At 72.9% G+C, this 26,028-nt stretch carries 24 protein-coding genes and 3 tRNA genes; 17 read left to right on the top strand and 10 right to left on the bottom strand.

All coding sequences use genetic code 11. The features are described 5' to 3' along the window. Nucleotides 1-24: 24 nt before the first annotated feature. On the bottom strand, nucleotides 25-393 hold the full coding sequence (locus CRP30_RS00650) for a hypothetical protein (protein ID WP_097182052.1): 369 nt from the start codon (nucleotides 391-393) through the stop codon (nucleotides 25-27). Nucleotides 394-695: 302 nt separating this feature from the next. After that, nucleotides 696-1,511, bottom strand: a complete 816-nt coding sequence (locus CRP30_RS22625) for a hypothetical protein (RefSeq protein ID WP_200814487.1) — start codon at nucleotides 1,509-1,511, stop codon at nucleotides 696-698. A gap of 132 nt (nucleotides 1,512-1,643) precedes the next feature. On the opposite strand from CRP30_RS22625, the gene serA reads away from it, so the two are divergent. The 5 genes from serA (at nucleotide 1,644) to CRP30_RS00620 (ending at nucleotide 8,894) form a co-directional block, all read left to right on the top strand. Then, a complete protein-coding gene (serA, locus tag CRP30_RS00640; RefSeq protein WP_235003084.1) occupies nucleotides 1,644-3,257 on the top strand; it encodes a phosphoglycerate dehydrogenase in 1,614 nt (537 codons plus the stop codon). Between the two features lie 34 nt (nucleotides 3,258-3,291). Next, entirely contained in the window at nucleotides 3,292-4,314 is a 1,023-nt protein-coding gene (locus CRP30_RS00635) for a 3-isopropylmalate dehydrogenase (RefSeq protein WP_097182051.1), read from the top strand. A gap of 205 nt (nucleotides 4,315-4,519) precedes the next feature. Further along, a complete protein-coding gene (cimA, locus tag CRP30_RS00630; RefSeq protein WP_097182050.1) occupies nucleotides 4,520-6,121 on the top strand; it encodes a citramalate synthase in 1,602 nt (533 codons plus the stop codon). Between the two features lie 154 nt (nucleotides 6,122-6,275). Next, nucleotides 6,276-7,256 (top strand): ABC transporter substrate-binding protein, encoded by a 981-nt coding sequence (locus CRP30_RS00625; RefSeq protein WP_097182049.1) that lies wholly within the window; start codon nucleotides 6,276-6,278, stop codon nucleotides 7,254-7,256. A gap of 3 nt (nucleotides 7,257-7,259) precedes the next feature. Next, nucleotides 7,260-8,894 (top strand): thiamine pyrophosphate-dependent enzyme, encoded by a 1,635-nt coding sequence (locus tag CRP30_RS00620; RefSeq protein WP_097182048.1) that lies wholly within the window; start codon nucleotides 7,260-7,262, stop codon nucleotides 8,892-8,894. 4 nt (nucleotides 8,895-8,898) lie between these two features. Here the strand turns inward: CRP30_RS00620 and CRP30_RS00615 are convergent, their stop codons facing one another. Next, nucleotides 8,899-9,228, bottom strand: a complete 330-nt coding sequence (locus tag CRP30_RS00615) for a putative quinol monooxygenase (RefSeq protein WP_097182047.1) — start codon at nucleotides 9,226-9,228, stop codon at nucleotides 8,899-8,901. A 117-nt stretch (nucleotides 9,229-9,345) separates the two neighbouring features. Beyond that, nucleotides 9,346-9,726 carry a VOC family protein gene (locus CRP30_RS00610; protein WP_097182046.1) on the bottom strand — a complete coding sequence of 127 codons (381 nt, stop codon included), beginning with the start codon at nucleotides 9,724-9,726 and terminating at the stop codon, nucleotides 9,346-9,348. A 45-nt stretch (nucleotides 9,727-9,771) separates the two neighbouring features. Here CRP30_RS00610 and CRP30_RS00605 point away from each other — a divergent pair, with 45 nt between their 5' ends. The 10 genes from CRP30_RS00605 (at nucleotide 9,772) to CRP30_RS00560 (ending at nucleotide 18,174) form a co-directional block, all read left to right on the top strand. Then, the gene (locus CRP30_RS00605) at nucleotides 9,772-10,584 is read left to right on the top strand and encodes a fumarylacetoacetate hydrolase family protein (protein ID WP_097182045.1); all 813 of its coding nucleotides are present in this window, start codon (nucleotides 9,772-9,774) and stop codon (nucleotides 10,582-10,584) included. Continuing rightward, complete coding sequence (gltX, locus tag CRP30_RS00600) at nucleotides 10,581-12,065, top strand: glutamate--tRNA ligase (protein WP_097182044.1); 1,485 nt, start codon at nucleotides 10,581-10,583, stop codon at nucleotides 12,063-12,065. The genes CRP30_RS00605 and gltX overlap by 4 nt, the downstream gene beginning before the upstream one ends. A 194-nt stretch (nucleotides 12,066-12,259) precedes the next feature. Then, nucleotides 12,260-13,291: a CPBP family intramembrane glutamic endopeptidase gene (locus CRP30_RS00595; RefSeq protein WP_099459135.1), complete on the top strand. Its 1,032-nt coding sequence runs from the start codon at nucleotides 12,260-12,262 to the stop codon at nucleotides 13,289-13,291. 77 nt (nucleotides 13,292-13,368) lie between these two features. Beyond that, nucleotides 13,369-13,440: transfer RNA gene (locus CRP30_RS00590), tRNA-Gln, on the top strand. Between the two features lie 34 nt (nucleotides 13,441-13,474). Beyond that, nucleotides 13,475-13,547: transfer RNA gene (locus CRP30_RS00585), tRNA-Glu, on the top strand. A 110-nt stretch (nucleotides 13,548-13,657) separates the two neighbouring features. Further along, nucleotides 13,658-13,730, top strand: a tRNA-Glu gene (locus CRP30_RS00580). Nucleotides 13,731-13,881: 151 nt separating this feature from the next. Then, nucleotides 13,882-14,967: a galactose-1-phosphate uridylyltransferase gene (galT, locus tag CRP30_RS00575; RefSeq protein ID WP_097182042.1), complete on the top strand. Its 1,086-nt coding sequence runs from the start codon at nucleotides 13,882-13,884 to the stop codon at nucleotides 14,965-14,967. Beyond that, on the top strand, nucleotides 14,964-16,133 hold the full coding sequence (galK, locus tag CRP30_RS00570) for a galactokinase (protein ID WP_200814486.1): 1,170 nt from the start codon (nucleotides 14,964-14,966) through the stop codon (nucleotides 16,131-16,133). Before galT ends, galK begins: the two co-directional genes overlap by 4 nt. 23 nt (nucleotides 16,134-16,156) lie before the next feature. After that, nucleotides 16,157-17,842 carry a sodium:solute symporter family protein gene (locus CRP30_RS00565; RefSeq protein WP_097182041.1) on the top strand — a complete coding sequence of 562 codons (1,686 nt, stop codon included), beginning with the start codon at nucleotides 16,157-16,159 and terminating at the stop codon, nucleotides 17,840-17,842. Nucleotides 17,843-17,859: 17 nt separating this feature from the next. Then, on the top strand, nucleotides 17,860-18,174 hold the full coding sequence (locus tag CRP30_RS00560) for a hypothetical protein (RefSeq protein ID WP_097182040.1): 315 nt from the start codon (nucleotides 17,860-17,862) through the stop codon (nucleotides 18,172-18,174). 7 nt (nucleotides 18,175-18,181) lie between these two features. On the opposite strand, the gene CRP30_RS00555 is transcribed toward CRP30_RS00560, so the two are convergent. The 3 genes from CRP30_RS00555 to CRP30_RS00545 are packed head-to-tail and all read right to left on the bottom strand — an operon-like array spanning nucleotide 18,182 to nucleotide 20,244. Beyond that, nucleotides 18,182-18,985: a M23 family metallopeptidase gene (locus CRP30_RS00555; RefSeq protein WP_097182039.1), complete on the bottom strand. Its 804-nt coding sequence runs from the start codon at nucleotides 18,983-18,985 to the stop codon at nucleotides 18,182-18,184. Further along, nucleotides 18,982-19,488, bottom strand: a complete 507-nt coding sequence (locus CRP30_RS00550) for an ArsR/SmtB family transcription factor (protein WP_097182038.1) — start codon at nucleotides 19,486-19,488, stop codon at nucleotides 18,982-18,984. The genes CRP30_RS00555 and CRP30_RS00550 overlap by 4 nt, the downstream gene beginning before the upstream one ends. Before the next feature lie 54 nt (nucleotides 19,489-19,542). Beyond that, nucleotides 19,543-20,244, bottom strand: coding sequence for an IclR family transcriptional regulator (locus CRP30_RS00545; protein WP_097182037.1), 702 nt, complete (start codon nucleotides 20,242-20,244; stop codon nucleotides 19,543-19,545). Between the two features lie 60 nt (nucleotides 20,245-20,304). On the opposite strand from CRP30_RS00545, the gene leuC reads away from it, so the two are divergent. Continuing rightward, entirely contained in the window at nucleotides 20,305-21,717 is a 1,413-nt protein-coding gene (gene leuC, locus CRP30_RS00540; RefSeq protein WP_200814485.1) for a 3-isopropylmalate dehydratase large subunit, read from the top strand. A 5-nt stretch (nucleotides 21,718-21,722) separates the two neighbouring features. Continuing rightward, entirely contained in the window at nucleotides 21,723-22,328 is a 606-nt protein-coding gene (leuD, locus tag CRP30_RS00535) for a 3-isopropylmalate dehydratase small subunit (protein ID WP_097182035.1), read from the top strand. A gap of 25 nt (nucleotides 22,329-22,353) precedes the next feature. On the opposite strand, the gene CRP30_RS00530 is transcribed toward leuD, so the two are convergent. From CRP30_RS00530 to cofC, 3 genes are read right to left on the bottom strand one after another with little or no spacing between them, the layout of a single operon-like run. Beyond that, nucleotides 22,354-23,283 carry an NUDIX hydrolase gene (locus CRP30_RS00530; protein ID WP_235003083.1) on the bottom strand — a complete coding sequence of 310 codons (930 nt, stop codon included), beginning with the start codon at nucleotides 23,281-23,283 and terminating at the stop codon, nucleotides 22,354-22,356. Continuing rightward, complete coding sequence (locus CRP30_RS00525) at nucleotides 23,267-25,339, bottom strand: RNA degradosome polyphosphate kinase (protein ID WP_235003082.1); 2,073 nt, start codon at nucleotides 25,337-25,339, stop codon at nucleotides 23,267-23,269. The genes CRP30_RS00530 and CRP30_RS00525 overlap by 17 nt, the downstream gene beginning before the upstream one ends. A 58-nt stretch (nucleotides 25,340-25,397) precedes the next feature. After that, entirely contained in the window at nucleotides 25,398-26,027 is a 630-nt protein-coding gene (gene cofC, locus CRP30_RS00520; RefSeq protein WP_235003081.1) for a 2-phospho-L-lactate guanylyltransferase, read from the bottom strand. Nucleotide 26,028 lies beyond the last annotated feature (1 nt).

Below are 26,028 nucleotides of genomic sequence, written 5' to 3'. Positions count from 1 at the left end.
AGCGGTGGGGGGCAGGGGGTCCTTTCAGTAGCTCAGGCCACGGGACGCGAAGTACTGCTTGGACTGCGGCTGCATCAGGAAGAAGACGATCAGCGCCGGAAGCACGAGGCTCAGCAGGTTGGAGCCCACGAAGCCGTAGCCGCTGATCACCGACCAGAGCATGAACAGCACCGTGATGGCCAGGCTGGCATAGCTGCCGAGGAGCAGCAGCTTCGGCGACTTGCCGGTGAGGACCTGGATCCCGCCGATGAGGACCACCACGGCGATGGCGAGGGAGACCAGGCTCAGCAGGCCGAGCACGGCGCTGAAGGCGAAGACCAGCGACAGGCCCAGGAGCCCGAACAGGGCCCCCAGTCCGCCGATGACGATGCCGATGACGGCGGCTGCGGTCACCTGGCCGGGCCGCTGGCCGGCGCCGTACCCCGCGGGAGCGCCGGACCAGCCCGGCGCCGGTGCGCCGTAGCCCTGGGCGGGCGGCGGGGGCGGGGGTGCACCCCAGGGCTGGCCCTGCGGAGCACCGCCCTAAGGAAGGTTCGGGTCGGAACCGGGCTGGTCCCATCCGGGGGTGGGGCTGGACATGGGGCGGTTCCTCCTAGGCGTATCCGCCGGTCAGGCGGTCGGTGGCGGAGTGTAGGGCCCGCCACCTCCACGGGGGGAGTTCCCGCCCCCCGACGCGGATACCGGCGGGCGGTGGGTCAGCGGCCCCGACGGGCCCGGTGGGCGGCGAAGAACTGCGCCGCCGGCTTCATGGACAGCAGGATGACGATCGCCAGGGCGGCGAGGAACAGCAGCAGGCTCCACAGGATCCCGCCGGCACCCGAGTTGTCGGGGTCCGCGACGCTGCCGAGCAGTCCCAGCAGGGTGACCGCCAGCGCGATCGAGCCGGTGACGATCAACAGCACCCGGCTGCGCCCGGTGAGGGCCCAGACCGAGCCCCAGATGATCGCCGCGGTCCAGGCGGCCATCAGCACCCCGAAGACGACGACGACGGCGAAGATGCTGTTCTCGACGTCGTCGTTGTCGGACAGGCCCCCGAAGAGCGAGGCGGTGGCCGAGCCGGCGACGAAGAGCAGCAGCGTGAAGATGACGCCGAGCGCGCCGAAGACGAACCCCAGGACGGCGGCGGTGACCACCGAGCCCGGCTTGGCCGGCTGGGCCGAGCCGTACTGCCCGTAGGCCGGCGGCTGGCCGTACTGCTGGCCCTGGGCGGCCGGGTACTGCTGCCCGTACCCGGACTGGTCGTAGCCGGGCTGACCGTAGGCCTGCTGCGGCTGCTGGCCGTACTGGGGCTGGCCGTACTGCTGTCCGTAGTCCTGCTGGCCGGCGTCCTGCTGCCCGTACTGGGGCTGTCCGTACTGGGGCTGCCCGTACTGCGGCTGTCCGTACTCGGGCTGTCCGTACTCGGGCTGTCCGTACTGGGGTTGCCCGTGCTGGGGCTGTCCGTACGGGGGCTGGCCACCCGAACCGGGGGTGGTGGACTCGGAACGACCCTGGTCGTCGGACTGGCTCATGATCTCCTCCGTCGGCGCCGGCCGTCCCGACTCCCGCGGCCAGGATGTCGGGGCGGATGCGCAGGCACAAGCGCACCGCACCCGCGGGTGCGGTGTCGTCCCACTGTGCGGACGCTCCTAGGCTGTCGCCCTGTGACTGCCATCGTGCCGGGGACCTCGCCCGTCGTCCTGATCGCCGAGGAACTGGCGCCGAGCGTGCTGGAGGTGCTCGGGACCGACGTCGAGATCCGCCACGTGGACGGCGCGGACCGCAGTGCCCTCCTCCCGGCTCTGGCCGACGCCGCGGCGGTGATGATCCGCAGCGCCACGCAGATCGACGCCGAGGCGCTGGCGGCGGCACCGCACCTCAAGGTCGTCGCGCGGGCCGGCATCGGCCTCGACAACGTGGACGTCCCGGCTGCCACGGAGCGGGGCGTCATGGTGGTGAACGCGCCGACGTCGAACATCGTGAGTGCTGCCGAGCACGCCGTCGCCCTGCTGCTCGCCGCGGCGCGGCAGATCCCGGCCGCCGACGCCTCGCTGCGCGAAGGGGCCTGGAAGCGCTCGAAGTTCATGGGCGTCGAGGTCACCGACAAGACCGTCGGCGTCGTCGGGCTGGGGCGGATCGGCGTCCTGGTGGCCCAGCGGCTCGCCGCCTTCGGCGTCACCCTCATCGCCTACGACCCCTACATCCAGCCCGGCCGGGCCGCCCAGCTGGGCGTTCGGCTGGTGTCGCTGGAGGAGCTGCTCCGCGAGTCCGACTTCATCACCATCCACCTGCCGAAGACCCCCGAGACGCTGGGCCTCATCGGGGCCGCGGAACTGGCCACCACCAAGAAGGGCGTGATCATCGTCAACGCCGCCCGCGGCGGCCTGGTCGACGAGGCCGCCCTGGCCGACGCGCTCGTCTCCGGCCAGGTGGGTGCCGCCGGCCTCGACGTGTACGCCCAGGAGCCGACCACCGACAGCCCCCTCTTCGGTCTGCCCAACACGGTCGTGACCCCGCACCTGGGGGCGTCCACCACGGAGGCGCAGGACAAGGCCGGCACCGCGGTCGCGCGGTCGGTGCGACTGGCGCTGCAGGGCGAGTTCGTGCCGGACGCGGTCAACGTGCAGGCCGGGGGGATCGTCGCCGAGGACGTGCGGCCGGGGCTGCCCCTGGGCGAGCGGCTCGGCCGGGTCTTCACCGCGGTCGCCGGCGGGCTCGCGCAGTCGGTCGCCGTCGAGGTCCGCGGGAAGATCGCCGAGTTCGACGTCTCGGTGGTGCAGCTCGCCGTCCTCAAGGGCGTCTTCTCCGACGTCGTCGAGGAGCAGGTGACCTACGTGAACGCCCCGCTGCTGGCCGAGCAGCGGGGCCTCGAGGTGTCGCTCGCCAGCGACGTCGAGAGCCCCGACTACCGCAACCTGATCACCGTGCGGGGCGCGATGGCCGACGGCACGCAGGTCACGGTCTCCGGCACGCTCTTCGGCAAGAACCAGGTGCCGAAGCTGACCGAGGTGAACGGGTTCGACATCGACCTCGACCTCTCCGGCTACCTGCTCTTCTTCGTCTACACCGACCGCCCGGGTGTGGTCGGGACCGTCGGCGCCGCCCTGGGCGAGGCCGGCATCAACATCGCCGGGGCACAGGTGAGCCGCACGACGCGGGGCGGCGAGGCGCTCATGGCCGTCACCGTCGACAGTCCCGTGCCGGCCGAGCTGCTCGGTGACATCGCCGGGCGCATCGGCGCCCGCGAAGCCCGCTCCGCCGACCTCAACGCCCGCTGACCTCACCGCCCACTGACCTCAGGAGTCGTCCCCCATGCGTTTGGCAGTCATCGCCGGTGACGGCATCGGTCCCGAGGTCGTCGCGGAGGGCCTGAAGGTCCTGCGGGAGGTCGCCCCCGACGTCGAGCCCACCCACTACGACCTCGGTGCCATGCGCTGGCAGCGGACCGGTGAGCTGCTCCCCGACACGGTCGTCGACGAGCTGCGCGGGCACGACGCGATCCTGCTCGGCGCGATCGGCGACCCGAGCGTCCCGCCGGGCATCCTCGAGCGCGGTCTGCTGCTGCGGCTGCGCTTCGAGCTCGACCACCACATCAACCTGCGTCCCGCCCGGTTGTTCGACGGGGTCACGAGCCCGTTGGCCGACCCCGGACCGATCGACATGCTGTGCGTGCGCGAGGGCACCGAGGGGCCCTACGTGGGCAACGGCGGCGTGCTGCGGAAGGACACCCCGCACGAGGTCGCCACCGAGGTCAGCCTGAACACGGCCTTCGGCGTGGAGCGGGTCGTCCGCTACGCGTTCGAGCGGGCCGTGGCCCGCCCGCGCAAGCACCTCACACTGATCCACAAGACCAACGTGCTGACCCATGCCGGCGGGCTCTGGTCGCGCACGGTGGAGGAGGTGTCCGCGGAGTTCCCCGAGGTCACCGTCGCCTACCAGCACGTCGACGCCGCCTCGATGTTCTTCATCACCGACCCGGGCCGGTACGACGTCATCGTCACCGACAACCTCTTCGGCGACATCGTCACCGACATCGCCGCCGCGGTCACCGGGGGCATCGGGCTGGCGGCCAGCGGCAACCTCGACGCCTCGGGCACGAACCCGAGCATGTTCGAGCCGGTGCACGGATCGGCGCCCGACATCGCGGGCCAGGGCATCGCCGACCCCACGGCCACCGTGCTGTCGGTGGCGCTGCTCCTGGAGCACCTGGGCCGGACGGAGCAGGCCAAGAAGGTCCACGCGGCGGTCGCCTTCGACCTCTCCACCCGCTCACCGCAGGGCCCCGTGCGCACGACCGACGTCGGCGACCGGCTCGCCGCGCTCGCCGGCGGATAATCCGGGGCCGGCCGCCACTGGCGGTCGGCCACCGGCCCACCGGCCGCACCAGCGGGGCGGCCTGCGTGCTTTCATGGTGGCGATGCACACCGTCGGCACGATCATCATCAGCTAGCGCGCAGTCAGCTCCCCGACTGCGCGCAGACCTCCCGTACCCGGGGGGTCTTTTTCGTGTTCGGGCCGGATCACCGCTCCAGGAGTTCCCATGACCAGCACCGACTTCCACGTCTTCGACACCACCCTGCGCGACGGCGCCCAGCGGGAGGGCGTCAGCTACTCCGTGGCCGACAAGCTCGCCGTGGCGCGGCTGCTCGACGAGATCGGCGTGGGCTTCATCGAAGGGGGCTGGCCGGGGGCGCTGCCCAAGGACACCGAGTTCTTCGCCCGCGCCCGCACCGAGCTGAAGCTCCGGCACGCGCAGCTGGTGGCGTTCGGGGCGACCCGCAAGGCCGGCGTCCGGGTCGAGGAGGACCCGCAGGTCCGCGCGCTGCTCGAGGCGGAGGCGCCGGTCGTCTGCCTCGTCGCCAAGTCCGACGTCCGCCACGTCCGGGAGGCGCTGCGCACGACGCTCGAGGAGAACCTGGCGATGGTCGCCGACACGGTGGCCTTCTTCGTCGCCCACGGCCGCCGGGTGTTCCTCGACTGCGAGCACTTCTTCGACGGCTACGCCACCGACCCGGACTACGGCGTGCGGGTTCTCGAGACGGCGTTCGCGGCGGGTGCCGAGGTCGGGGTCCTCTGCGACACCAACGGCGGGATGCTGCCCATGGGCGTCGGGCGCGTCGTCGCCGACGTGCGCTCGCGGACGGCGGGAAGGCTCGGGATCCACTGCCAGGACGACACCGGCTGCGCGGTGGCCAACACGCTCGCAGCGGTCGAGGCCGGCGTCACCCACGTGCAGGGGACCGCCAACGGCTACGGCGAGCGGGCCGGCAACGCCGACACGTTCGCGCTCATCGGCAACCTGGTCACCAAGATGGGCCTGCCGGTCGTGCCCGCGGAGTGCCTGCCGGAGCTGCAGCGCGTCAGCCACGCGATCGCCGAGCTCGCGAACATCGCCCCCGACGAGCACCAGCCCTTCGTCGGCGCGTCCGCCTTCGCCCACAAGGCGGGCCTCCACGCCAGTGCCATCAAGGTGCGGCCAGAGCTCTACAACCACCTCGATCCCGCGCTCGTGGGCAACGACATGCGCATCCTGGTCACCGAGATGGCCGGTCGTGCCTCGATCGAGCTCAAGGGCCGGGAACTCGGCGTCGACCTCGTCGGGCAGGGCGACGCCATCGGCCGGGTCGTCGACCAGGTGAAGGTGCTGGAGGCCGACGGCTGGTCCTTCGAGGCCGCCGACGCGTCCTTCGAGCTGCTCCTGCGCGGGCAGCTGCCCGACGCGCCTGCGCCGCTGTTCGAGCTGGAGAGCTACCGCACCTCCGTGGAGCACTGGGGGAACGGCGTCGTCGTCAGCGAGGCCACGGTGAAGGTGCACCTGGTGAACCCCGACGGCACGCGGGAGCGGGTCATCAGCACCGGCGAGGGGAACGGGCCGGTCAACGCGCTCGACAACGCCCTCCGGCAGGCGCTGGTGAGCCGGTACCCGCAGCTGGCCGGGGTGTCGCTGGCCGACTACAAGGTCCGCATCCTCGGCTGGAAGGGCGGCACCAGCGCCACCACCCGCGTGCTGATCACCACCACGGACGGGGTGGGCGAGTGGACCACCGTCGGCGTCCACGACAACATCGTCGAGGCCTCCTGGCACGCCCTCGTGGACGCCCTGACCTATGCCGTGGTGCGCCGCACGCCCACCGAGGGGTGACGGCTCGGCGCTCGCCCGAGGACGGCTCGCCGCCCTGCAGCACGGGACCCGGCGACCCCGTTTGACGTGACCTGGGGCACGCCATAGGTTCAGGAAGGGAACGGATGTTCGCCATGCGAACACCGCTCGCCCTTCCCCGGCCGAAGGAGTCCCCATGCGTCGCCTGCTCACCCCCGTCGCGGCTCTGGCGCTGCTGATCCCGCTCGCTGCCTGCGGAGGTGACGACTCCTCCGGGGACGGCGGGGGTGGGGGCGGCGATGCGCAGGAGGTCCGCGAGCTCCGCGTGGGCGTCATCCCGATCGTCGACGTCGCGCCCATCTACCTCGGTGTGGAGCAGGGCTTCTTCGAGGACCGCGGCATGGACGTCGAGCTGGTCCCCGGGTCAGGTGGCGCCGCCGCCGTCCCCGGCGTCGTGTCGGGCGACTACGACTTCTCCTTCGGCAACGTGACGTCGGTGCTCCTGGCGGGCTCCGAGGGTCTGCCGCTGCGCATCGTGGCCAACGGCGTCGCGACGACCGGCGACCCCGAGACCGACTTCTCCGGCGTCGTCGTGCCCGGGGACAGCGCCATCCAGGATGCCTCCGGACTCCAGGGCCGGACCGTCGCGGTGAACAACCTGAAGAACATCGGCGAGGTGACGATCCGGAAGGCGATCGAGGACGCCGGTGGCGACCCCTCCGACGTCAACTTCGTCGAGCTGCCCTTCCCGGAGATGCCCGCAGCGGTGGCCGGCGGCGACGTCGATGCCGCGTGGGTCGTCGAACCGTTCCTGACGGTGTCGAAGAACCAGGGGAGCCGATCGATCCTCGCGCCGTTCGCCGAGCCCATCGAGAACCTGACGGTGGCCTGCTACTTCACCACCGAGCAGATGCTGCAGGAGGACCCGGAGCTGGTCGACGAGTTCCAGGCCGCCATGGAGGAGTCCCTCACCTACGCGAACGAGAACCCCGACGAGGTCCGCCGCATCATCCTGACCTACACACAGGTGCCGCCGGAGGCCGCCGAAGCGATCGCGCTGCCGTCCTTCCCGGCCGAGATCGACGTGGAGTCGGTCGAGACGGTCGCCGAGCTGATGCAGGAGTTCGGCATCACCTCCGAGCAGGCCGACGTCGACTCGCTGCTCGCGACCGACTGACCCGTGGGCGGCACGACGACGACCGGGACGGGGGCGGCGCCGACCGTTCGGGAGGCCACCCTGGACACCTTCCGGCGGCTGGGTCTGACGACGATCTTCGCCAATCCGGGCTCCACCGAGGTGCCCTTCCTGACCGGCCTGCCGGACGACATCCGGTTCGTCCTCGCCCTGCACGAGGGCTCGGTCGTCGGCGTCGCGACCGGCTGGGCGATCGCCGCCGAGCGCCCGGCCCTGGTCAACCTGCACACCACCGCCGGCCTGGGCAACGCCGTCGGCGCGCTCGCGACCGCCCGCGTCAACCGGGCGCCCCTGGTCGTGGTGGTCGGCCAGCAGGACCGTCGGCACCTGGCCCTGGAACCGTTCCTCACCGGACGGCTCGAGGGACTGGCCGGCGACTACCCGGTCTGGGTCAACACCCCCGCGACCGCGCAGGACGTCCCCGGCGCGATCGCCCGGGCCTACCACGAGGCGGTGACCGCCCGCGGTCCCGCGATCGTCGTGGTGCCGATGGACGACTGGTCGCAGCCCATGGCCGGCGCGGGACCCGCCGCCGCGCCGCGCGAGGTGCGCCGCCCGGCCGGCGTCGACGAGCAGACCCTCGACGAGGTGGCCACGCTGCTCGACGGGGCCCGGTCCCCGCTGATCGTGGTGGGCGCCGGCGCCGACACCGCCGGCACCCGGGCGGCGCTCGTGGCGCTGTCGGAGACCCTCGACGCACCGGTCCGCCAGGAGGCCTTCGGGGCGCGCGCGGGGTTCCCGCAGGACCACCCGAACTACCAGGGGCTGCTCCCGGCGTCCCGCGGGCGGCTGCGCGGCGCCCTCGAGGGGCACGACGTGGTCCTCGTCGTCGGCGCCCCGGTCTTCCGCCAGTACCCCTACGAGGACGGGCCCTTCGTGGCCGACGGCGTCCGCGTGATCGAGGTGAGCCAGGACCCGGCCGAGGTGCACCGCAGCCCCGCCGACCTGGCGGTCCTCACCGACCCCGAGGTCTTCTGCGCGGGTCTTGCGGGGCGCGTGGCGCGCCGGCAGCCCTCGGGCAGGGCGCGGCGGGTGGTGCCCACCGTGCCCCCGCCGGGAGCGGGCGAGCCGATGCGGGCGCCGCACGTGTTCGCCCTGCTCGCCCAGCGCACCGATCGGGACACCGTGGTCGTGGAGGAGACCCCGTCCACCCGTCAGGTCCTCGAGGAGATGCTCCCCTCGCGCGAGCCGCTGGGGTACCTCGGCGTCGCCATGGGCGGGCTCGGCTTCGGCATGCCCGCCGCGATCGGGGTCCGCATGGCCCGGCCCGACCGCCCGGTGATCGCGCTCCTCGGGGACGGCTCCTCGATGTACGCCGTCCAGTCGCTGTGGACCGCGGCGAACTACGGCGTCGGCGCCCTGTTCATCGTGTTCGCCAACGGGGGCTACGCGATCATGGACAAGCTGGCCGAGCGGGCCGGCGGCAAGGCCCCCTGGCCAGGCTTCCCCGAGGTGCGGCTGTCCGCCCTGGCCACCGCCCTGGGCTGCCCGGCCCAGCGGATCAGCAGCTACGAGCAGCTGCTCGAGGTCCTCGACGACGTCCTGCCCCGCCTGCGGACGATGGACGCGCCTCTGCTGCTGGACATCGACGTCGCTCCGGAGCGGGAGTTCAACCCCTGATCGGTCAGCCCCGAGGCTGGATCTCACCCATCGGTCCCCACCCGGGGACGTCGGCGGCGTCGACGTAGATGATCTGCGGCTGGGCGGACACGAGGTCGGGGGCCTGCTCGACGAAGTCCCGGAACGCTTGGGTGCCGACGTGGGCCCCGCCGGCGTCGGCGTCGCGGAAGCCCTCGATGCACACCCAGGTACCCGGCTCCTCGACGCTGCGCGACCACTCGAAGAACAGGCTGCCCTCCTCCGCGTTCACGGCCCGGGCGTAGTCGGCGGCCAGGACGGCCCACTCCTGCTCGCGCTCGGGACGGACGGGCATCTTCACGACGATGAGGATCATGGGAACTCCTGACTGTCGTGGCGGGTGGGGCCCGGAGGGCTCCGCGCAGCGACGACGCAACGGCTCAGCGGGATGGGGACGGCACCTGGCCGCGGTGTCGGCCGGAGGCCGACAGTGTCACAGCGGGTCGAGCCGACGGCGCAGCAGGCAGAACTCGTTGCCCTCCGGGTCGGCGAGCACGTGCCACCCCTCGTCGCCGGTCTGGCCGACGTCGGCCCGCGTGGCGCCCAGCGCGAGCAGCCGCTCGAGCTCGGCGTCCTGGTCGCGATCGGTGGCGTTCACGTCGATGTGCATCCGCAGCTTGCCGGGCGTGGGGTCGGGGACCCGGCCGAACACCAGGGTGGGGGCCGCGCCACCGAAACCGGCCTCGGGGCCGATCTCCACCGCGCCGTCCTCCTCCCGGCCCAGGACCCGGTAGTCCAGGACGGCGGCCCAGAAGGCGGCGAGCGCCTCGGGGTCGTGGCAGTCCACGACGAGCTCGGAGAAGCGGCAGGCCATGGGCGCCACGCTAGGGCAGCGGAGCGGCCGGACTAGCCTCGGGGCGTGCGCATCGTTCGTTTCGCCTCCCCCCAGGGCATGTCCTTCGGCGTTCTCGACGGAGACGGCCAGGTGGCCCAGATCGAGGGCCACCCGTTCGGCCGGATCTCCTTCACGGGAGCGCGCTACGCGCAGGCGGACATCCGGCTGCTCTCGCCGATCCTGCCCAGCAAGGTGGTGTGCGTCGGCAAGAACTACGCCGCCCACATCGCCGAGATGAACACCGGCGACGCCCCGAAGGAGCCGCTGCTGTTCCTCAAGCCCTCGACGTCGGTGATCGGCCCGGGCGACGCCATCCGCATCCCGCCGGGCAGCACCAACGTGCACCACGAGGCGGAGCTCGCCGTGGTCATCGGCGCCCGCGGTGCCCGCAACGTGACGCCGGACCAGGCGGCCGCCAGCATCTTCGGGTACACGATCGGCAACGACGTCACCGAGCGGGACATGCAGAAGAGCGACGGGCAGTGGACCCGGGCCAAGGGATTCGACTCCTTCTGCCCGATCGGCCCGTGGATCGAGACCGACCTCCCCGGCCTGGGCCTGGACCCGGCCGACCTCGAGGTCGCCTGCACCGTCGACGGCGAGCCGCGCCAGCAGGGCCGCACGAGCCAGCTGATCTTCGACGTGCCGACCCTCATCTCCTACATCTCGCAGGTGATGACGCTGCTGCCGGGCGACGTCGTCCTCACCGGCACGCCGTCCGGTGTCGGCCCGATCCAGCCCGGGCAGCGCGTCGAGGTGACGATCCAGGGACTGGGGTCGCTGGCCAACAGCGTCGCGGCGGCCGAGGGCGTGTCGACCGCCGGTGGCGCCCGATGAGCGAGGTGCGCACCCGGTTCTGCCCGTCACCCACCGGCACGGTGCACGTCGGGCTGATGCGCACCGCGCTGTTCAACTGGGCGCACGCGCGGCACACCGGTGGCACCTTCGTCTTCCGCATCGAGGACACCGACGCCTCCCGCGACTCCGAGGAGTCCTACCGGCACCTGCTCGACTGCCTGCGCTGGCTGGGCCTGGAGTGGGACGAGGGCCCGGAGGTCGGCGGACCGCACGGGCCCTACCGGCAGTCGGAGCGGGGCGAGGTCTACGCCGACGTCGCAGCGTCGCTGCTGGCCTCCGGGCACGCCTACGAGTCGTTCTCGACCAACGAGGAGGTCGACGCCCGCCGCCGGGCGGCCGGCCAGGACCCCAAGCTCGGCTACGACAACCACGACCGCTTCCTCACCGACGCCCAGAAGGCGGCCTTCCGCGCGGAGGGCCGCGACCCCGTTCTGCGGCTGCGCATGCCCGACGAGGACCTGGTCTGGACCGACCTGGTGCGCGGCGAGGTCCGCTTCGCGGCGGGCTCCGTCCCCGACTTCGTCCTGGTGCGCGGCAACGGCGCCCCGCTGTACCCCTTCGTCAACCCCGTCGACGACGCGCTGATGGGCATCACCGACGTGCTGCGCGGCGAGGACCTGCTGCCCTCCACGCCCCGTCAGCTGGCCCTCTACGCCGCGCTCACCGACATCGGCGTCGCCTCCGCCACTCCGCGGTTCGGGCACCTGCCCTACGTCACCGGCGAGGGGAACAAGAAGCTCTCGAAGCGCGACCCGCAGTCCAACCTCGACGTCTACCGCGAGCGCGGCTTCCTGCCCGAGGGCTTCGCCAACTACCTGGCGCTGCTGGGCTGGTCGATCGCCGAGGACCGCGACATCTTCTCGATGGCGGAGATGGTCGAGGCCTTCGACGTCACGCGGGTCAGCGCCAACCCCGCCCGCTTCGACCTCAAGAAGGCGGAGGCGATCAACGCCACCCATCTGCGCGCCCTGCCGGTGGAGGAGTTCACCGAGCAGGTGACGCCGTACCTCGCGGGCGCGGGCCTGGTGACCGAGCCGCCGACGCCCGAGCAGCAGCGGCTGCTGACCGCGATCGCGCCGATGGCCCAGGAACGCATGATCGTGCTCTCCGAGGCCGTGGGCCTCCTGCGCTTCCTCTTCGTGGAGGACGTGGAGATCGAGCCGTCGGCAGCGGAGAAGCAGCTGTCCGGGGCCGACGCCGCAGAGGTGCTCGACGCCGCCACCTCGGCGCTGGCGCAGCTCGAGGACTGGTCGACCCCCGCGATCGAGGCGGCGCTGAAGGGCGCCCTCGTCGACGGGCTGGGCCGCAAGCCCCGCCAGGCGTTCGGCCCGGTCCGGGTGGCGGTGAGCGGCCGCACGGTGTCGCCGCCGCTGTACGAGTCGATCGAGCTGCTGGGCCGGGAGCGCACGCTGGCCCGACTGGCCGCCGCCCGCACCCTCACGGGCGGCGCCGCCGGATGACCGGTGCGGGCGGCGACCCGGCCGCCGAGCCGTACGAGGGCCCACCGCCGACGCGCCGTCCCGCGCCCTGGCAGGGCGCACCGGTCACGCCGCCCTGGGCTCCGGCGCCCTGGGGTCCGCCACCGCCCTGGCCGCCGCAGTCCGCGTGGCCACCGCAGCCCCCGCAGTCCCCGTGGCCGCCGCAGCCGTACGCGATGGGCCCGCCACCGGGCTGGGCGCCGGCCTTCCCGCCACCGCCGGTGGTGCGCTGGGCGCCCCCGCCGGGCACCCCGCCGCACGACGAGCCGACGTCCTTCCTGCTGGCCATGCGGTCCCGGGACTGGGCCTGGTGGCGGCCGGCGCTCGGGTTGCTGCTGCTCGTGGTCGTGTACGTCGCCCTGGCGGTGGTCACCGCGGTCGCCGGTGTCGTGGGGCTCCTGGCCTCCGGCGCCGACCCCGGCGCTCTTCCCGACCTGGCGCTGGACGAGTTCAGCGACCCCTGGGTGCTCCTCTTCCTCAACGCCTCGCTGATCGTCGCCATCCCGTGCGTGTGGATGGCCTGGGCCGTCGTGCACGGGATGCGCCGGGGGTGGTCCTCGTCGGTCCTGGGACGGCTGCGCCGGCGCTTGCTGGTGCCCTACATCGGGTTCGCCCTGGCGACGCTCGGTGTCGGGATCGGCCTCTCGGTACTGCTCGGCTTCACCGCCGGGGGAGAGGAGGTCACCGGGCCGGTGCCCTCCTACGGATGGCTCCTCGTGGTCGTGCTGCTCACCACACCGCTGCAGTCCGCCGCCGAGGAGTACGTGTTCCGCGGCTACCTCAGCCAGGCGATCGCCGGCTGGATCCGCGCGCCGCAGGTGGGTGCGGTGGTCGCCGCGGTGCTGAGCGCCGCCCTGTTCGCCGCGGCGCACGGCCAGCAGGACACCCTGACGTTCCTCGACCGCTTCGCCTTCGGGCTGACCGCGTCGGCGGTCGTCTGGCTGACCGGTGGGCTGGAGGCAGCGATCGTCCTGCACGCCGTCAACAACGTCCTCGTCTTCGTGCTCGCCGGTGCGCTCGGCGAAGGGGTGGCGACCGACCAGGTGCCTGCCGGGCTGGGCGTCGCGTTCGCCGTGCTCAGCCTCACCTCCATGGCCGCCTACATCGCCGTCGTCGCCCGGACCCGGGGGCGGCTGGGGCCCGAGACGCTCACCGGGGCACTGGACCTGCGGACCCCGACGCACCCGGCGCCGGTGCCCGGGCGCTGAGCCGTCACCGGGGGTGGGTGCGACCCGGCCGGGACGCGTCGGGTATCGTCTTCTGCGGCGCCGCGAGGTGCCACCCATGGGGTATGGGGTAATTGGCAGCCCGACGGTTTCTGGTTCCGTTAGTCTAGGTTCGAGTCCTGGTACCCCAGCGAGGAAGAAGTTCTGTCCTCCGCAGCACCGCACGGCCCCGTCGTCTAGCGGCCCAGGACGCCGCCCTCTCACGGCGGTAGCGAGGGTTCGAATCCCTTCGGGGCTACACCACACGAGAGCCCCCGGCCTTCCCGGCCGGGGGCTCTCGCGGTTCTCGGGGGCCCCGCGTGGCGGCTCCCGCCGCCGTGGCAGAATGGCGGCGCACTCACGGTGCACGGCCCCGTCGTCTAGCGGCCTAGGACGCCGCCCTCTCACGGCGGTAGCGAGGGTTCGAATCCCTTCGGGGCTACACCGCACGAGAGCCCCCGACCTGCAGGTCGGGGGCTCTCGTCGTTCCGGGTGAAACCGGCCCCCTGACTGGCAGGGTGATCCTCGGGCGGACTAGCGTCGACCCGGCCCTTCACGCTCGGTGACACGGCCGACAAGAGGGGTGGTCAGCGGTGATCCGGACGAGCCGGCGCCTGGCCGACGGCCGGGAGATCCTGTACTTCGACCGGGAGCCGACACCCCGCGACGCCGTCGACACCCGCGACCTCCCGCAGGTCGCCAACCGGTCCCAGCTCCGCTACGACGCACTGCTCGGCGAATGGGTGGCCATCGCCTCGCACCGGCAGACCCGCACCTTCCTGCCCCCGGCCGACGAGTGCCCGCTCGACGCCTCGAGCCCCGGACGCCCGACCGAGATCCCGGAGAGCGCGTACGAGGTCGTCGTCTTCGAGAACCGGTTCCCCTCGCTGGCCACCGGTGTCGACCGCGACGTGCCGCCCACCGCTCCCGGTGCGCCGCTGGCCGAGCTGCGGCCGGGCTACGGCCGCGCCGAGGTCGTGTGCTTCACCGATGACCACGAACGGGTCTTCGCCGACCTCGGGCACGACCGGGCCCGGCTGGTCGTCGACGTCTGGGCCGACCGGACGGAGACGCTGGGTGCGCTGGACGGCGTCGAGTACGTCTTCCCGTTCGAGAACCACGGCGAGGAGATCGGGGTGACGCTGGCGCACCCGCACGGGCAGATCTACGCCTATCCGTACCTGCCGCCGCGGATCGAGCGGATCCTGACCTCGGTGCAGCGCCACCGGGAGAACACCGGCGGCGACCTGTTCGCCGAGGTCGAGGCGGCCGAGCGCTCCGGGCCCCGGGTGGTCACCGCCAACGAGCACTGGACGGCGTTCGTCCCGGCCGCCACCCGCTGGCCCTACGAGGTGCAGCTGTTCCCGACCCGGCGGGTGCCCGACATCCCGTCGCTCACCGACGACGAGCGCGACGCCTTCGTCGACGTCTACCTCGACGTCCTGGGCCGGTTCGCACACCGCATGGACACGCCGATGCCCTACATCGCGTCGTGGAACCAGGCCCCGGTGCACTCCGGGCGCGAGGACTGGTGGCTGCACCTGCAGGTCTTCTCCTTCCGGCGGGCCCCGGGGAAGCTGAAGTACCTCGCCGGCTCGGAGTCGGGGATGGGCGCGTTCATCACCGACACGAACCCGGAGGACGTCGCGGAGCAGCTCCGGGCGGTCGTCCTCCCGTGATCAGCGACGAGGACGCGGCCGTCCGCGCCCGGCAGGCGTTCCAGGACCGGTTCGGCGCCGCTGCCGAGGGCGTCTGGGCCGCGCCGGGCCGGGCGAACGTGATCGGGGAGCACACCGACTACAACGGCGGCTTCGTGCTGCCGATCGCCCTCCCGCACACCACCCGGGCCGCGGTGGCCCGCCGCACCGACGGCACGGTCGTGCTCGCCTCGCTCCAGCACCCCGACCAGGTGGTGGAGGTCGCCGTCGCCGACCTCGCGCCCGGCCGTCCGGACGGCTGGGCGGGCTACCCCGCCGGCGTGGTGCACGAGCTCAGGGACCGTGCCCCGGGCGGGTTCAGCATCCTCGTGGACGGCGACGTCCCGTCCGGCGCCGGTCTGTCGTCGTCGGCCGCGCTGTCGTGCTCCGTCGCGCTGGCGCTGCGGGACCTGCTCGGTCTCGACCTCGCCCCCGGGGACCTGGTCGACGTCGCCCGCCGGGCGGAGAACGACTTCGTCGGCGCACCCACGGGCATCCTCGACCAGTCGGCGTCGCTGCTCTGCACCAGCGGGCACGCCCTGTTCCTCGACACCCGGGACCGTTCCAGCCGGCAGGTGCCCTTCGACCTGTCCGCCACCGGGCTGGCCCTGCTGGTCATCGACTCCGGCACCACGCACGACCACGCCGAGGGCGGCTACGGCGACCGGCGGCGCGAGTGCGAGCAGGCCGCCGCCCGGCTGGGGGTGGAGTTCCTGCGGGAGGTCGAGGACGAGGCGTCCCTGGGCGTGCTGGACGACGGCACGCCCGAGGGCGACGTGCTGCTCCGGCGGGCCCGCCACATCGTCACCGAGGACGCCCGGGTCCTGGAGGTCGTGGCCGCGCTCTCCGGGGACGCCGACCCGCGGGCCATCGGCCCCGTCCTCACCGCCGGCCACGCGTCCCTGCGCGACGACTTCGAGATCTCCATCCCGCTGCTCGACGCCTGCGTCGAGTCCGCACTCGAGGCCGGCGCCCACGGCGCCCGGATGGTGGGCGGCGGGTTCGGCGGGAGCGTCATCGCGCTGGTGGACGCCGATGCCGTCGACCCCGTCACCGGGGGCGTGGCCGCCCGCTTCGAGCGGGAGGGCTCCGCCCCGCCCCGCACGTTCGTCACCGTGCCGTCCGCCGGCGCCCGCCGCCTGTCCTGACCGACGCCGAGAAGAGGATCCCGATGGACGACGCCCTGCAGCTCGACGCGAACCTCGTCGACTACGCGCTGGTCGCTGCCTACTTCGCCGTCGTGCTGGGGATCGGGTTCGCCGCCCGCCGGCGGGTCTCCGACAGCCTCGACTTCTTCCTCTCCGGCCGTTCGCTGCCGGCGTGGGTGACCGGCCTCGCCTTCATCTCCGCGAACCTGGGCGCCGTCGAGATCGTCGGCATGTCGGCCAACGGGGCCCAGTTCGGCATGGCGACCATGCACTACTTCTGGATCGGCGCCGTGCCCGCGATGCTGTTCCTGGGCATCGTGATGATGCCCTTCTACTACGGGTCCAAGGTCCGCAGCGTCCCCGAGTTCATGCGCCGGCGGTTCGGCACCGGGGCGCACCTGGTCAACGCCATCAGCTTCGCCGTCGCGCAGGTGCTCATCGCGGGCATCAACCTCTACCTGCTGGCGCACATCGTCGAGCTGCTGCTCGGCTGGCCGCTGTGGGTGTCGCTGATCGTCGCCGCGGTCGTCGTGCTCAGCTACATCACCCTCGGCGGGCTGTCGGCAGCCATCTACAACGAGGTCCTGCAGTTCTTCGTCATCGTCGCCGCGCTCGTGCCGCTGACCCTGATCGGCCTGCACCGGGTGGGTGGTGTCGGCGGGCTGATCGACAAGGTCACCGACGCGGGCAACGAGGAGATGCTGCAGTCCTGGCCCGCGACGGAGCTCACGGGCTTCGAGAGCCCGTTCTGGTCGGTCGTCGGCATCGTCTTCGGCCTCGGGTTCGTGCTGTCCTTCGGCTACTGGACGACGAACTTCGTCGAGGTGCAGCGGGCCATGGCCACGCACTCGATCTCGGCCGCGCGGGCGACGCCGATCATCGGTTCGTTCCCGAAGATGTTCGTGCCGTTCATCGTGGTCATCCCCGGCCTCATCGCCACCGTCCTCGTCCCGGAGGTCGTGGAGGCGAAGGCGAGCGGTGACCCGGACTTCGACTACAACAACTCGATCCTGTACCTGATCAGCGACGTGCTGCCCAACGGTCTGCTGGGTGTCGCGCTCGCCGGTCTGCTGGCCGCCTTCATGGCCGGCATGGCGGCCAACATCTCCGCCTTCAACACCGTCTTCAGCTACGACCTGTGGCAGCAGTACGTGAGGAAGGACCGGCCCGACGACTACTACCTGAAGGTGGGCCGGTGGGCGACGGTCGGCGCCACCGTCACCGCCATCGGGACGGCGCTCATCGCGTCCGGCTACACGAACCTGATGGACTACCTCCAGACGCTGTTCGGGTTCTTCAACGCGCCGCTGTTCGCCACGTTCATCCTCGGCATGTTCTGGAAGCGGATGACGCCGACCGCCGGGTGGGCGGGCCTCGTGTCGGGCACCCTCGCTGCCGTCGCCGTCGCCTTCCTGAGCGAGGACGCCCTGGGTGCGCTGTCCACCGGCGTGATCCCGCTCGGTGGGCAGGGGGCGAGCTTCGTGGCCGCCGGCGCCGCGTTCGTCGTCGACATCGTCGTGAGCGTCCTGGTCACCCAGGTGACGCAGCCGAAGCCGGTGTCCGAACTGGTCGGGCTGGTCTACTCCGAGACGCCCAAGGAGCAGCGCACCGATCCCGAGGCGTCCCGGCTGCCGTGGTACCGGTCGCCGACGAAGCTGGCCGGGATCTCGCTGGTCATGGTGATCATCCTGAACGTCATCTTCCGCTGAGTCAGGGGACTGGACCGATGAGCACAGCAGGGAGCTCCGCAGGCAGTGACGCGGGCACGGGCTCGGGCGAGAAGCACGCCGCCGGCGCCTTCGACGTCCGCAACGTCATCGCCGCACTGATCGGCTTCTACGGCGTCGTCCTGGTCGTGGTCGGCCTCGTCGACAACGACGAGGACGCGCTCGCGAAGACCGACGGGTTCAATGCCAACCTCTGGGTCGGCCTGGCCATGATCGTGTTCGCGCTGGCGTTCGCGCTCTGGACGCGCCTGCGGCCGATCGTGGTCGCGTCGCCGGAGACCGGGGACGACGCACCGGCGCCACCGGCGCACTGAGGGCGGCTCACGCCGGGAGGCCGGCGTGCATCAGCTCGCCGTTGCCCGGTAGCCCGTCCCCACCGTCGGCAGCGCCGCCGCGGACGGCCATGGGCCGGCCGCAGGCGCCGGGCACCCAGGCCGAGTCGGTGAGCTGCACGTGCAGGTGCGGTTCGCTGCTGTTGCCCGAGTTGCCGCAGTCGGCGACCTGCTCGCCCGCCGCCACCCGGTCCCCGACGGCCACGCGCACCGAGCCGCGGCGCAGGTGGGCGAGCACGACGCAGGTGCCGGCGCCGTCGTCCAGCACGAGGTGGTTGCCGAGCAGCCACCGGGTACCGCCCACCTGGCGGACGAAGCCCTCCACCACCATCAGCCAGATCAGCGACGCCCAGCCGCTGCGGGCCCGGTGGTCGCGCCGCCGGTCGTGTGCCCGCACGACGGTGCCGTCGAGGGGGGCGAGCACCGGGAGGCCGAAGGCCGGGTAGTCCGTCACCGGTCGCCACTGGCCGCCGGACCCGAAGGCCGGGCGCTCGCGCTCGGCCGGCTCGGCCACCAGGTCGACGGCCCAGGTCTGCCCGAAGCCGTGGGTGCCGTGGGACGGCACGCCCATCGTCGGCGAGTTCAGCGCCCGCCAGGGGCCGAGCACCGGCGGCTCGACCACGCGCACCTCGGCCGGCGGCGGGGCCACCCGGTCGAGTGCGATGCCGGCCAGGAGCGCCACCACACCGACGAGCTCCCCGAAGGGCAGGCCGACCACTCCGGCGAGGACGAGGAACACGCCGAGCGGCACCAGCGGGGGACGGATGCGGGCGACGGCGATCCGCGCGTTCATGCCGACACCGCCGCGAGGACGACGTGCAGCGGGACGACACGCTCCGCGGGAACGGCGTAGGACCCCCGGGCGGTGGTCCGGAGCCAGCCGGCCGACGTCAGCTGCCGGAGGTGGTGGTGCAGCTGGCCGGTGGTGCCGAGGCCAGGCAGGGCGGCGAGCGCGGCCGTGGTGGTGCAGCCGGCCAGCACCTCGCGCAGCAGCCGGAGCCGCACCGGATGCGACAGCGCGCCCAGGACCGGTGCGGCGGCGCTGTCGACGGCCTCGTCGCCCCGGGCCTGTTCGGCGCCGTGGGTGCGCTGCCAGGAGTACTCCTCGCCGGTCGGCAGGGTGACCCGGCCGGCGTAGACCACCGCGCCGCCGGGAAGCGTGCCGGCGTCCTCCGCCAACCCCTCGAGGACCCAGAACCGTGGCGAGAGCCCGACAGGGGGCTCCGGGGGCTCACCGGCGGCGCGCTCGAGCGCGGCGAGCCGCTCCTCGATGTCGCGCAGGCGTGCGTCGTCCATGCGTCCTAGAGTACGAAAATACGTAGAACCGTCGCAAGTCCGACGGGCGGGTCGTCAGCGGGCGGCGCGGGCGATGGCAGCGGCCGCGTCGAGGACGGCGCCGATGATCTCCGGGCTGGGACGCCGTCCCAGGCGCTCGACCGGACCGGAGATGGAGACGGCGCCGAGGACCGTCCCGGCGCCGTCGCGCACGGGCGCGGAGAGGGAGGCGACCCCGGGCTCGCGCTCGGCGACGCTGTGCGCCCAGCCGCGGCGGCGGACGTCCAGCAGCGTCCGGGCGGTGAAGCTCGCCGACGGCAGCAGGCGGGTGACCTCGTCGGCCGGGGTGAAGGCCAGGAGGGCGTGCGCGGCCGACCCTGCTGTCATGGGCAGCCGGGCGCCGACGGGCACCGTGTCGCGCAACCCGCTGGTCCGCTCGGCGGCGGCCACGCAGACGCGGGTGGCCCCGTCCCGCACGTAGAACTGCGCGCTCTCCCCGCTCGCGTCCCGCAGCACGACCAGGTGGCGCCCGGCCAGGTCCGCGAGGTCCGCGCCGCCCCGTCCGAGCTCGGCGAGTGCGGGACCGGGCGTCCAGGCGCCCTCCGGGGTGCGCCGCACGAGCCGGTGACCCTCGAGTGCGACGGCCAGCCGGTGGGCGGTCGCGCGGGGCAGTCCGGTGCGGCTGACCAGCTCGGCGAGCGTCGCCGGCTCGTCGGCGACGGCGCGGAGGATGGTCACCGCTTTGTCCAAGACGGCGACGGGGTTAGGCTGTCCCATACAGCAATACTCGCATCCCACATCATGGGAACGCCAGCGAGACCTCCGAGAGGACGAACCGTGCCGAAGACCCTGGCGGAGAAGGTCTACGAGGCCCACGTGGTGCGCAGCACCGCGGGCGAGCCCGACCTGCTCTACATCGACCTGCACCTCGTCCACGAGGTGACCAGCCCGCAGGCCTTCGACGGTCTGCGCGCCGCCGGCCGCACTGTCCGCCGTCCCGATCTGACGATGGCGACCGAGGACCACAACGTCCCGACCCTCGACATCCTCAGCCCGATCGCCGACCCGGTCAGCCGGGCGCAGATCGAGGCGCTGCGGAGGAACGCGGCCGAGTTCGGCATCCGGCTGGCCCCGATGGGCGACCGCGACCAGGGCATCGTCCACGTGATCGGTCCGCAGCTGGGGCTCACCCAGCCGGGGATGACGATCGTGTGCGGCGACAGCCACACCTCCACGCACGGCGCGTTCGGGGCGCTGGCCTTCGGCATCGGCACCAGCGAGGTCGAGCACGTGCTGGCGACCCAGACGCTGCCGCAGTACAAGCCCAGGCAGATGGCCGTGACCGTGGACGGGGAGCTCCCCCCGGGCGTCTCGGCGAAGGACATCATCCTGGCCGTGATCGCCCAGATCGGGACCAACGGCGCCCAGGGGCACGTCATCGAGTACCGGGGGAGTGCCATCGAGGCGCTGTCCATGGAGGCTCGGATGACGATCTGCAACATGTCGATCGAGGCGGGCGCCAAGGCCGGGCTCATCGCGCCCGACCGGACCACGTTCGACTTCCTCCAGGGCCGTCCGCACGCGCCGCAGGGAGCGGACTGGGACGCCGCCGTCGAGTACTGGTCGACGCTGCGCACCGACGAGGGGACCGTCTTCGACCGCGAGGTCGTGCTCGACGCCACGACGCTCACTCCCTTCGTCACCTGGGGCACGAACCCCGGGCAGGGCCTGCCCATCGCCGGCGCGGTCCCCGACCCCGCGGACTTCGCCGACGAGGGCGAGCGCCGGGACGTCGAGCAGGCGCTGGCCTACATGGGGCTGGAGCCCGGCACGCCCCTGCGCGAGATCGAGGTGGACACCGTCTTCCTCGGCTCCTGCACCAACGGCCGCATCGAGGACCTGCGGGTCGCCGCCGAGCTGCTGCGCGGCAAGCGGATCGACGCCGACACCCGGATGCTCGTGGTCCCCGGCTCGGTCGGCGTCAAGGCGCAGGCCGAGGCCGAGGGCCTGGACCGGGTCTTCCTGGACGCCGGTGCCGAGTGGCGCGGCGCGGGCTGCTCGATGTGCCTGGGCATGAACCCCGACCAGCTCAAGCCGGGCGAGCGGTCGGCCTCGACCAGCAACCGCAACTTCCAGGGCCGGCAGGGCAAGGGCGGTCGCACCCACCTGGTGTCGCCGTCGGTCGCCGCCGCGACCGCTCTCACCGGGCGCCTGACCGCCCCTGCCGACCTCGAGAACGCTGGAGTCTGACCCCGATGGACGCCTTCACCACGCACACCGGCACCGCGGTCCCCCTGCGCCGGTCGAACGTCGACACCGACCAGATCATCCCGGCCGAGTACCTGAAGCGGATCACCCGCACCGGCTTCGAGGACGGGTTGTTCATCGCCTGGCGCACCAACGAGCCCGACTTCGTGCTCAACCAGCCGCAGTACGCCGCCGCGTCGATCCTGGTCGCGGGGCCGGACTTCGGCACCGGGTCCTCGCGCGAGCACGCCAACTGGGCACTGCTGGACGGCGGCTTCCGCGTCGTCATCAGCTCCCGGTTCGCCGACATCTTCCGCAACAACTCGACCAAGGCGGGGCTGCTCACCGTCGTCCTGCCGCAGGAGCAGGTCGAGGCGTTGTGGGCGGCGGTCGAGGCGGACCCCGCGACGCCGGTGACGGTGGACCTGCAGGCGAAGCAGGTCACCTACGGCGCGACGACGGTGCCCTTCGAGATCGACGACTACGTGCGCTGGCGCCTGCTCGAGGGCCTGGACGACGTGGGCCTGACCGAGCGGAACCTCGCCGACGTCGAGGCCTTCGAAGCCGGCCGCCCGGCCTGGCTGCCGCGGGCCCTTCCCGTCCTCGAGGGCTAGAGCTTCGGGGTCGGGTCCCCGGAGGTCAGGCGGGCGCGGCCGGGTCGGCGTCGAAGTCCCGGTGGTAGTCGGCGCTCAGCGCGCCCGGCCGCCCGCCGAGGACCCACACACTGCCCTTGGCGGCCGGTGGGTGCAGCCGGGCCGGCACGCCTTCCCAGCGGACGCCGAGGGCGAGGAGCACCGACGGGATCGCCCCGCCCTGGCTGCAGACGACGGTCACGCCCGGTCCGCTCCGCGGGGCCAGCAGCCGCTCCACCGCGGCCAGCCCCGCCTGCGGGTCCGCGGAGAACTCCTGTTCGCCGAGCTCCGGCAGTGGCTGCACCGGGAGCCCGAGGCGTTCGGCGAGCGGTGTCACGGTCTCCTGACACCGGGTGGGGGGCGCCGACAGGACGGCCGTCGGCGCGAACGCCGGCAGCACCGCGGCGAGCCGGGCGGCCTCGCGGCGGCCCCGTCCCTCGAGGGGGCGCAGGTCGTCCGGGCCGTCCCAGTCGCGGCGGCTGCCCGCGTGCGCGTGCCGCACGAGCAGGAGCGTGGGCATGCGCGGCACGTCCGCGCGCACCAGATCGGCGATCACTGCCCGGTCGTGCTCGTACGTGCACCGGTCGGTGGCCTGCTCGGGCGTCAGCCAGCGCAGGTCGTCCACCTCGTCGTTGGCCTCGAAGGCCCCGCCGACGGCCTGCATCACCCAGTAGTCGACCTGCTTGAGCCCGTCGGCCACCGGATAGCACGTGCGGAGGCTGCGCCGGCCGACGACCACCCGGAGGCCGGTCTCCTCACCGACCTCGCGGACGGCGGCGGTCAGCGCGTGCTCGCCGCGGTCGAGCTTGCCCTTGGGGAGGGACCAGTCGTCGTAGCGGGGGCGGTGCGCGACGGCGACCTCCAGCCCGCCGTCCTCGCACGGCCGCCAGACGACCCCGCCCGCGGCCGCGGTCACCGGCTCAGCCAGCGCGCTCACCCATCTCCTCGAGCCGCTGCGCCTGGTAGTCGAGCTCACCGGAGCGGGCCCAGCTGCCGTCGCCTCCCAGCTGCCAGCTGCGGACGTCGGGCGCCATCGCGGCGTCGAACATGCCGGCCAGCTGCTTGCGGGCCGTCTCGTCGCACACCCGCAGGAGCACCTCGACGCGCCGGTCGAGGTTGCGGTGCATCAGGTCGCTGCTGCCGATCCACCACTCGCGGTCGCCGTCGTTCTCGAACGCCATGACCCGCGAGTGCTCGAGGAAGCGCCCGACGATCGACCGGACGCGGATGGTCTCCGACAGCCCGGGGACGCCGGGACGCAGGGCGCAGATGCCTCGGATGAACAGCTCCACCGGGACGCCGGCCGCCGACGCCTCGTAGAGCGCGTCGATGATCTTCTCGTCGACCAGCGAGTTGAGCTTGAACCGGATCCCCGACGGCTTGCCCTCGGCGGCGTGCCGGGCCTCCCTGCGGATCTTTTCCAGCAGGCCGGCGCGGATCCCGTGCGGGGCGACCATGAGCATGCGGTAGTTCGTCTGGCGCGAGTACCCGGTCAGGGTGTTGAACAGATCGGTGAGGTCCGCGCCCACGCGCGGGTCGGCGGTCAGGATGCCGAGGTCCTCGTAGATCCGCGCCGTCTTCGGGTTGTAGTTGCCGGTCCCGATGTGGCAGTACCGGCGCAGGACGCCCTGTTCCCGCCGGACCACGAGCGCCGTCTTGCAGTGCGTCTTGAGCCCCACCAGGCCGTAGACGACGTGGCAGCCGGCGCGCTCCAGCGAGCGGGCCCAGGTGATGTTGGCCTCCTCGTCGAACCGGGCCTTGATCTCGACCAGGACGACGACCTGCTTGCCCGCCTGCGCGGCGTCGATGAGGGCGTTGACGATGGGGGAGTCGCCCGAGGTGCGGTAGAGCGTCTGCTTGATGGCCAGCACGTTGGGGTCGACGGCGGCCTGCTCGATGAACCGCTGCACGCTCGTGGCGAAGGAATCGTAGGGGTGGTGGACCAGGACGTCGCCCTCGCGGAGCGTCGCGAACACGCTCTTGGGGGTCTCGCCCTCGCTCAGCCGGGGGTGCGTGGCCGGCACGAACGGGTCGTCCTTGAGCTCGGGCCGGTCGAGGTCGTAGAGCGCCATCAGGGCCGCGAGGTCCAGCGGGCCCGGGACCGTGACGACGTCGGCCGTGCTGATCTCCAGTTCCGACACCAGGACCTCGAGGATCTGCGGGTCCATGGAGTCGGTGACCTCCAGCCGCACCGCCGGGCCGAAGCGGCGCCGCGCCAGCTCCCGCTCGAGCGCCTGCAGCAGGTCCTCGTCCCGGTCCTCCTCGACCTCCAGGTCGGCGTTCCGGGTGACCCGGAACAGGTGGTGGTCCAGCACCTCGAGGCCCGGGAACAGCTGCGGGAGGTGCGCGGAGATGAGGTCCTCGAGCAGCAGGAACGTCGTCGTCTTGCCGGGCGCGCCGATCGGGATGAACCGCGGCACGTTGTTGGGCACCTTGAGCCGCGCGAACCGCGGGGCACCGGTGTCGGGGTCGCGCACCGACACGGCCAGGTTCAGCGACAGCCCGCTGATGTAGGGGAACGGATGCGCGGGGTCCACGGCGAGCGGGGTGAGCACGGGGAAGATCTGGTCCCGGAAGTACTCGCGGAGCCGGCGGGCGTCGTCGTCGGCGAGGTCCGACCAGTGCAGGATCCGGATGCCGACGTCCTGCAGCCGGGGTGCGACGTCCTTGATGAAGACGTCGGCGTGCCGCTGGACCAGTTCCTGCGTCCGCGCGGTGATGCGCTCCAGCTGCTCGCGGATGGTCAGGCCGTCCGGCGAGCGGACGGTGAGGCCGGTGGTCTGACGGCGCTTGAGGCCGGCGATGCGCACCATGAAGAACTCGTCCAGGTTGCTGGCGAAGATCGACAGGAACTTGGCGCGTTCGAGCAGTGGCAGGCTCTCGTCCTCGGCGAGCTCGAGGACCCGGGCGTTGAAGTCCAGCCAGGACAGCTCCCGGTTGAGGAAGCGGTCGGCGGGCAGGGAGCGGGTGCTCGACGGGTTCTCGGGGGGCACTCGTCCATCGTGCCGCACCTGGGTGAACGGCGAGTGATCAACTCTGCCCGGGGGCCGGTCAGCCCGCCAGGCGGGCGACCACGGCGGTCGTGCGCGGGCCCCCGCCGAGCAGCAGCGCCGCGCGCAGGTCGGCCTCCGTGTCCACGTCGCGCACCAGCCCGGGCCACGAGCCGGCGAGCGCCACCGCGCCACTGGTCAGGTGGGCCTCGGCGGAGCCGGCTCCGAACCGTGGCCGCAGCGGCACGTCCACCGCGGTGAGCAGCGTCGTCCCCGTGCCCTGGGCATCCGCGACGAAGGCGCGGGCGGTCCCGGCGGCGGCATCCAGGGCCGCGGCGAGCTCGTCGGCGCGCACGGCGGGCAGGTCGGACGACAGGGCGGCCACGGCCGGGCCCGGTGCGCTGCGCACGCCGTGCTCGAGGGCGGGATTGAGGCCGCGGTCGGGCTCGTCGGCGACCACCCGGGCGCCCAGCTCCGTGACGACGGCCGCGGCGGCGGGATCGTCGGTGACGACCACCAGCGTGTCCACGACGGTGCAGGCGAGGGCAGCGGCCACCGTGTCGGCCAGCAGTGCGAGGACCAGCTCGCGGTGCGCCTCCTCGGCGTCGGGACGGGCGGCGGTCAGCGGGCGGAGCCGGGTCTTGGCCACGCCCAGCCGCTTCGCGGGGACGACGACCGACCAGCTGCGCACG

The sequence above is a fragment of the Blastococcus haudaquaticus genome, assembly GCF_900230285.1.
Lineage (GTDB): Bacteria > Actinomycetota > Actinomycetes > Mycobacteriales > Geodermatophilaceae > Blastococcus_B > Blastococcus_B haudaquaticus.
This window is presented reverse-complemented; position numbering and strand designations above follow the sequence as displayed.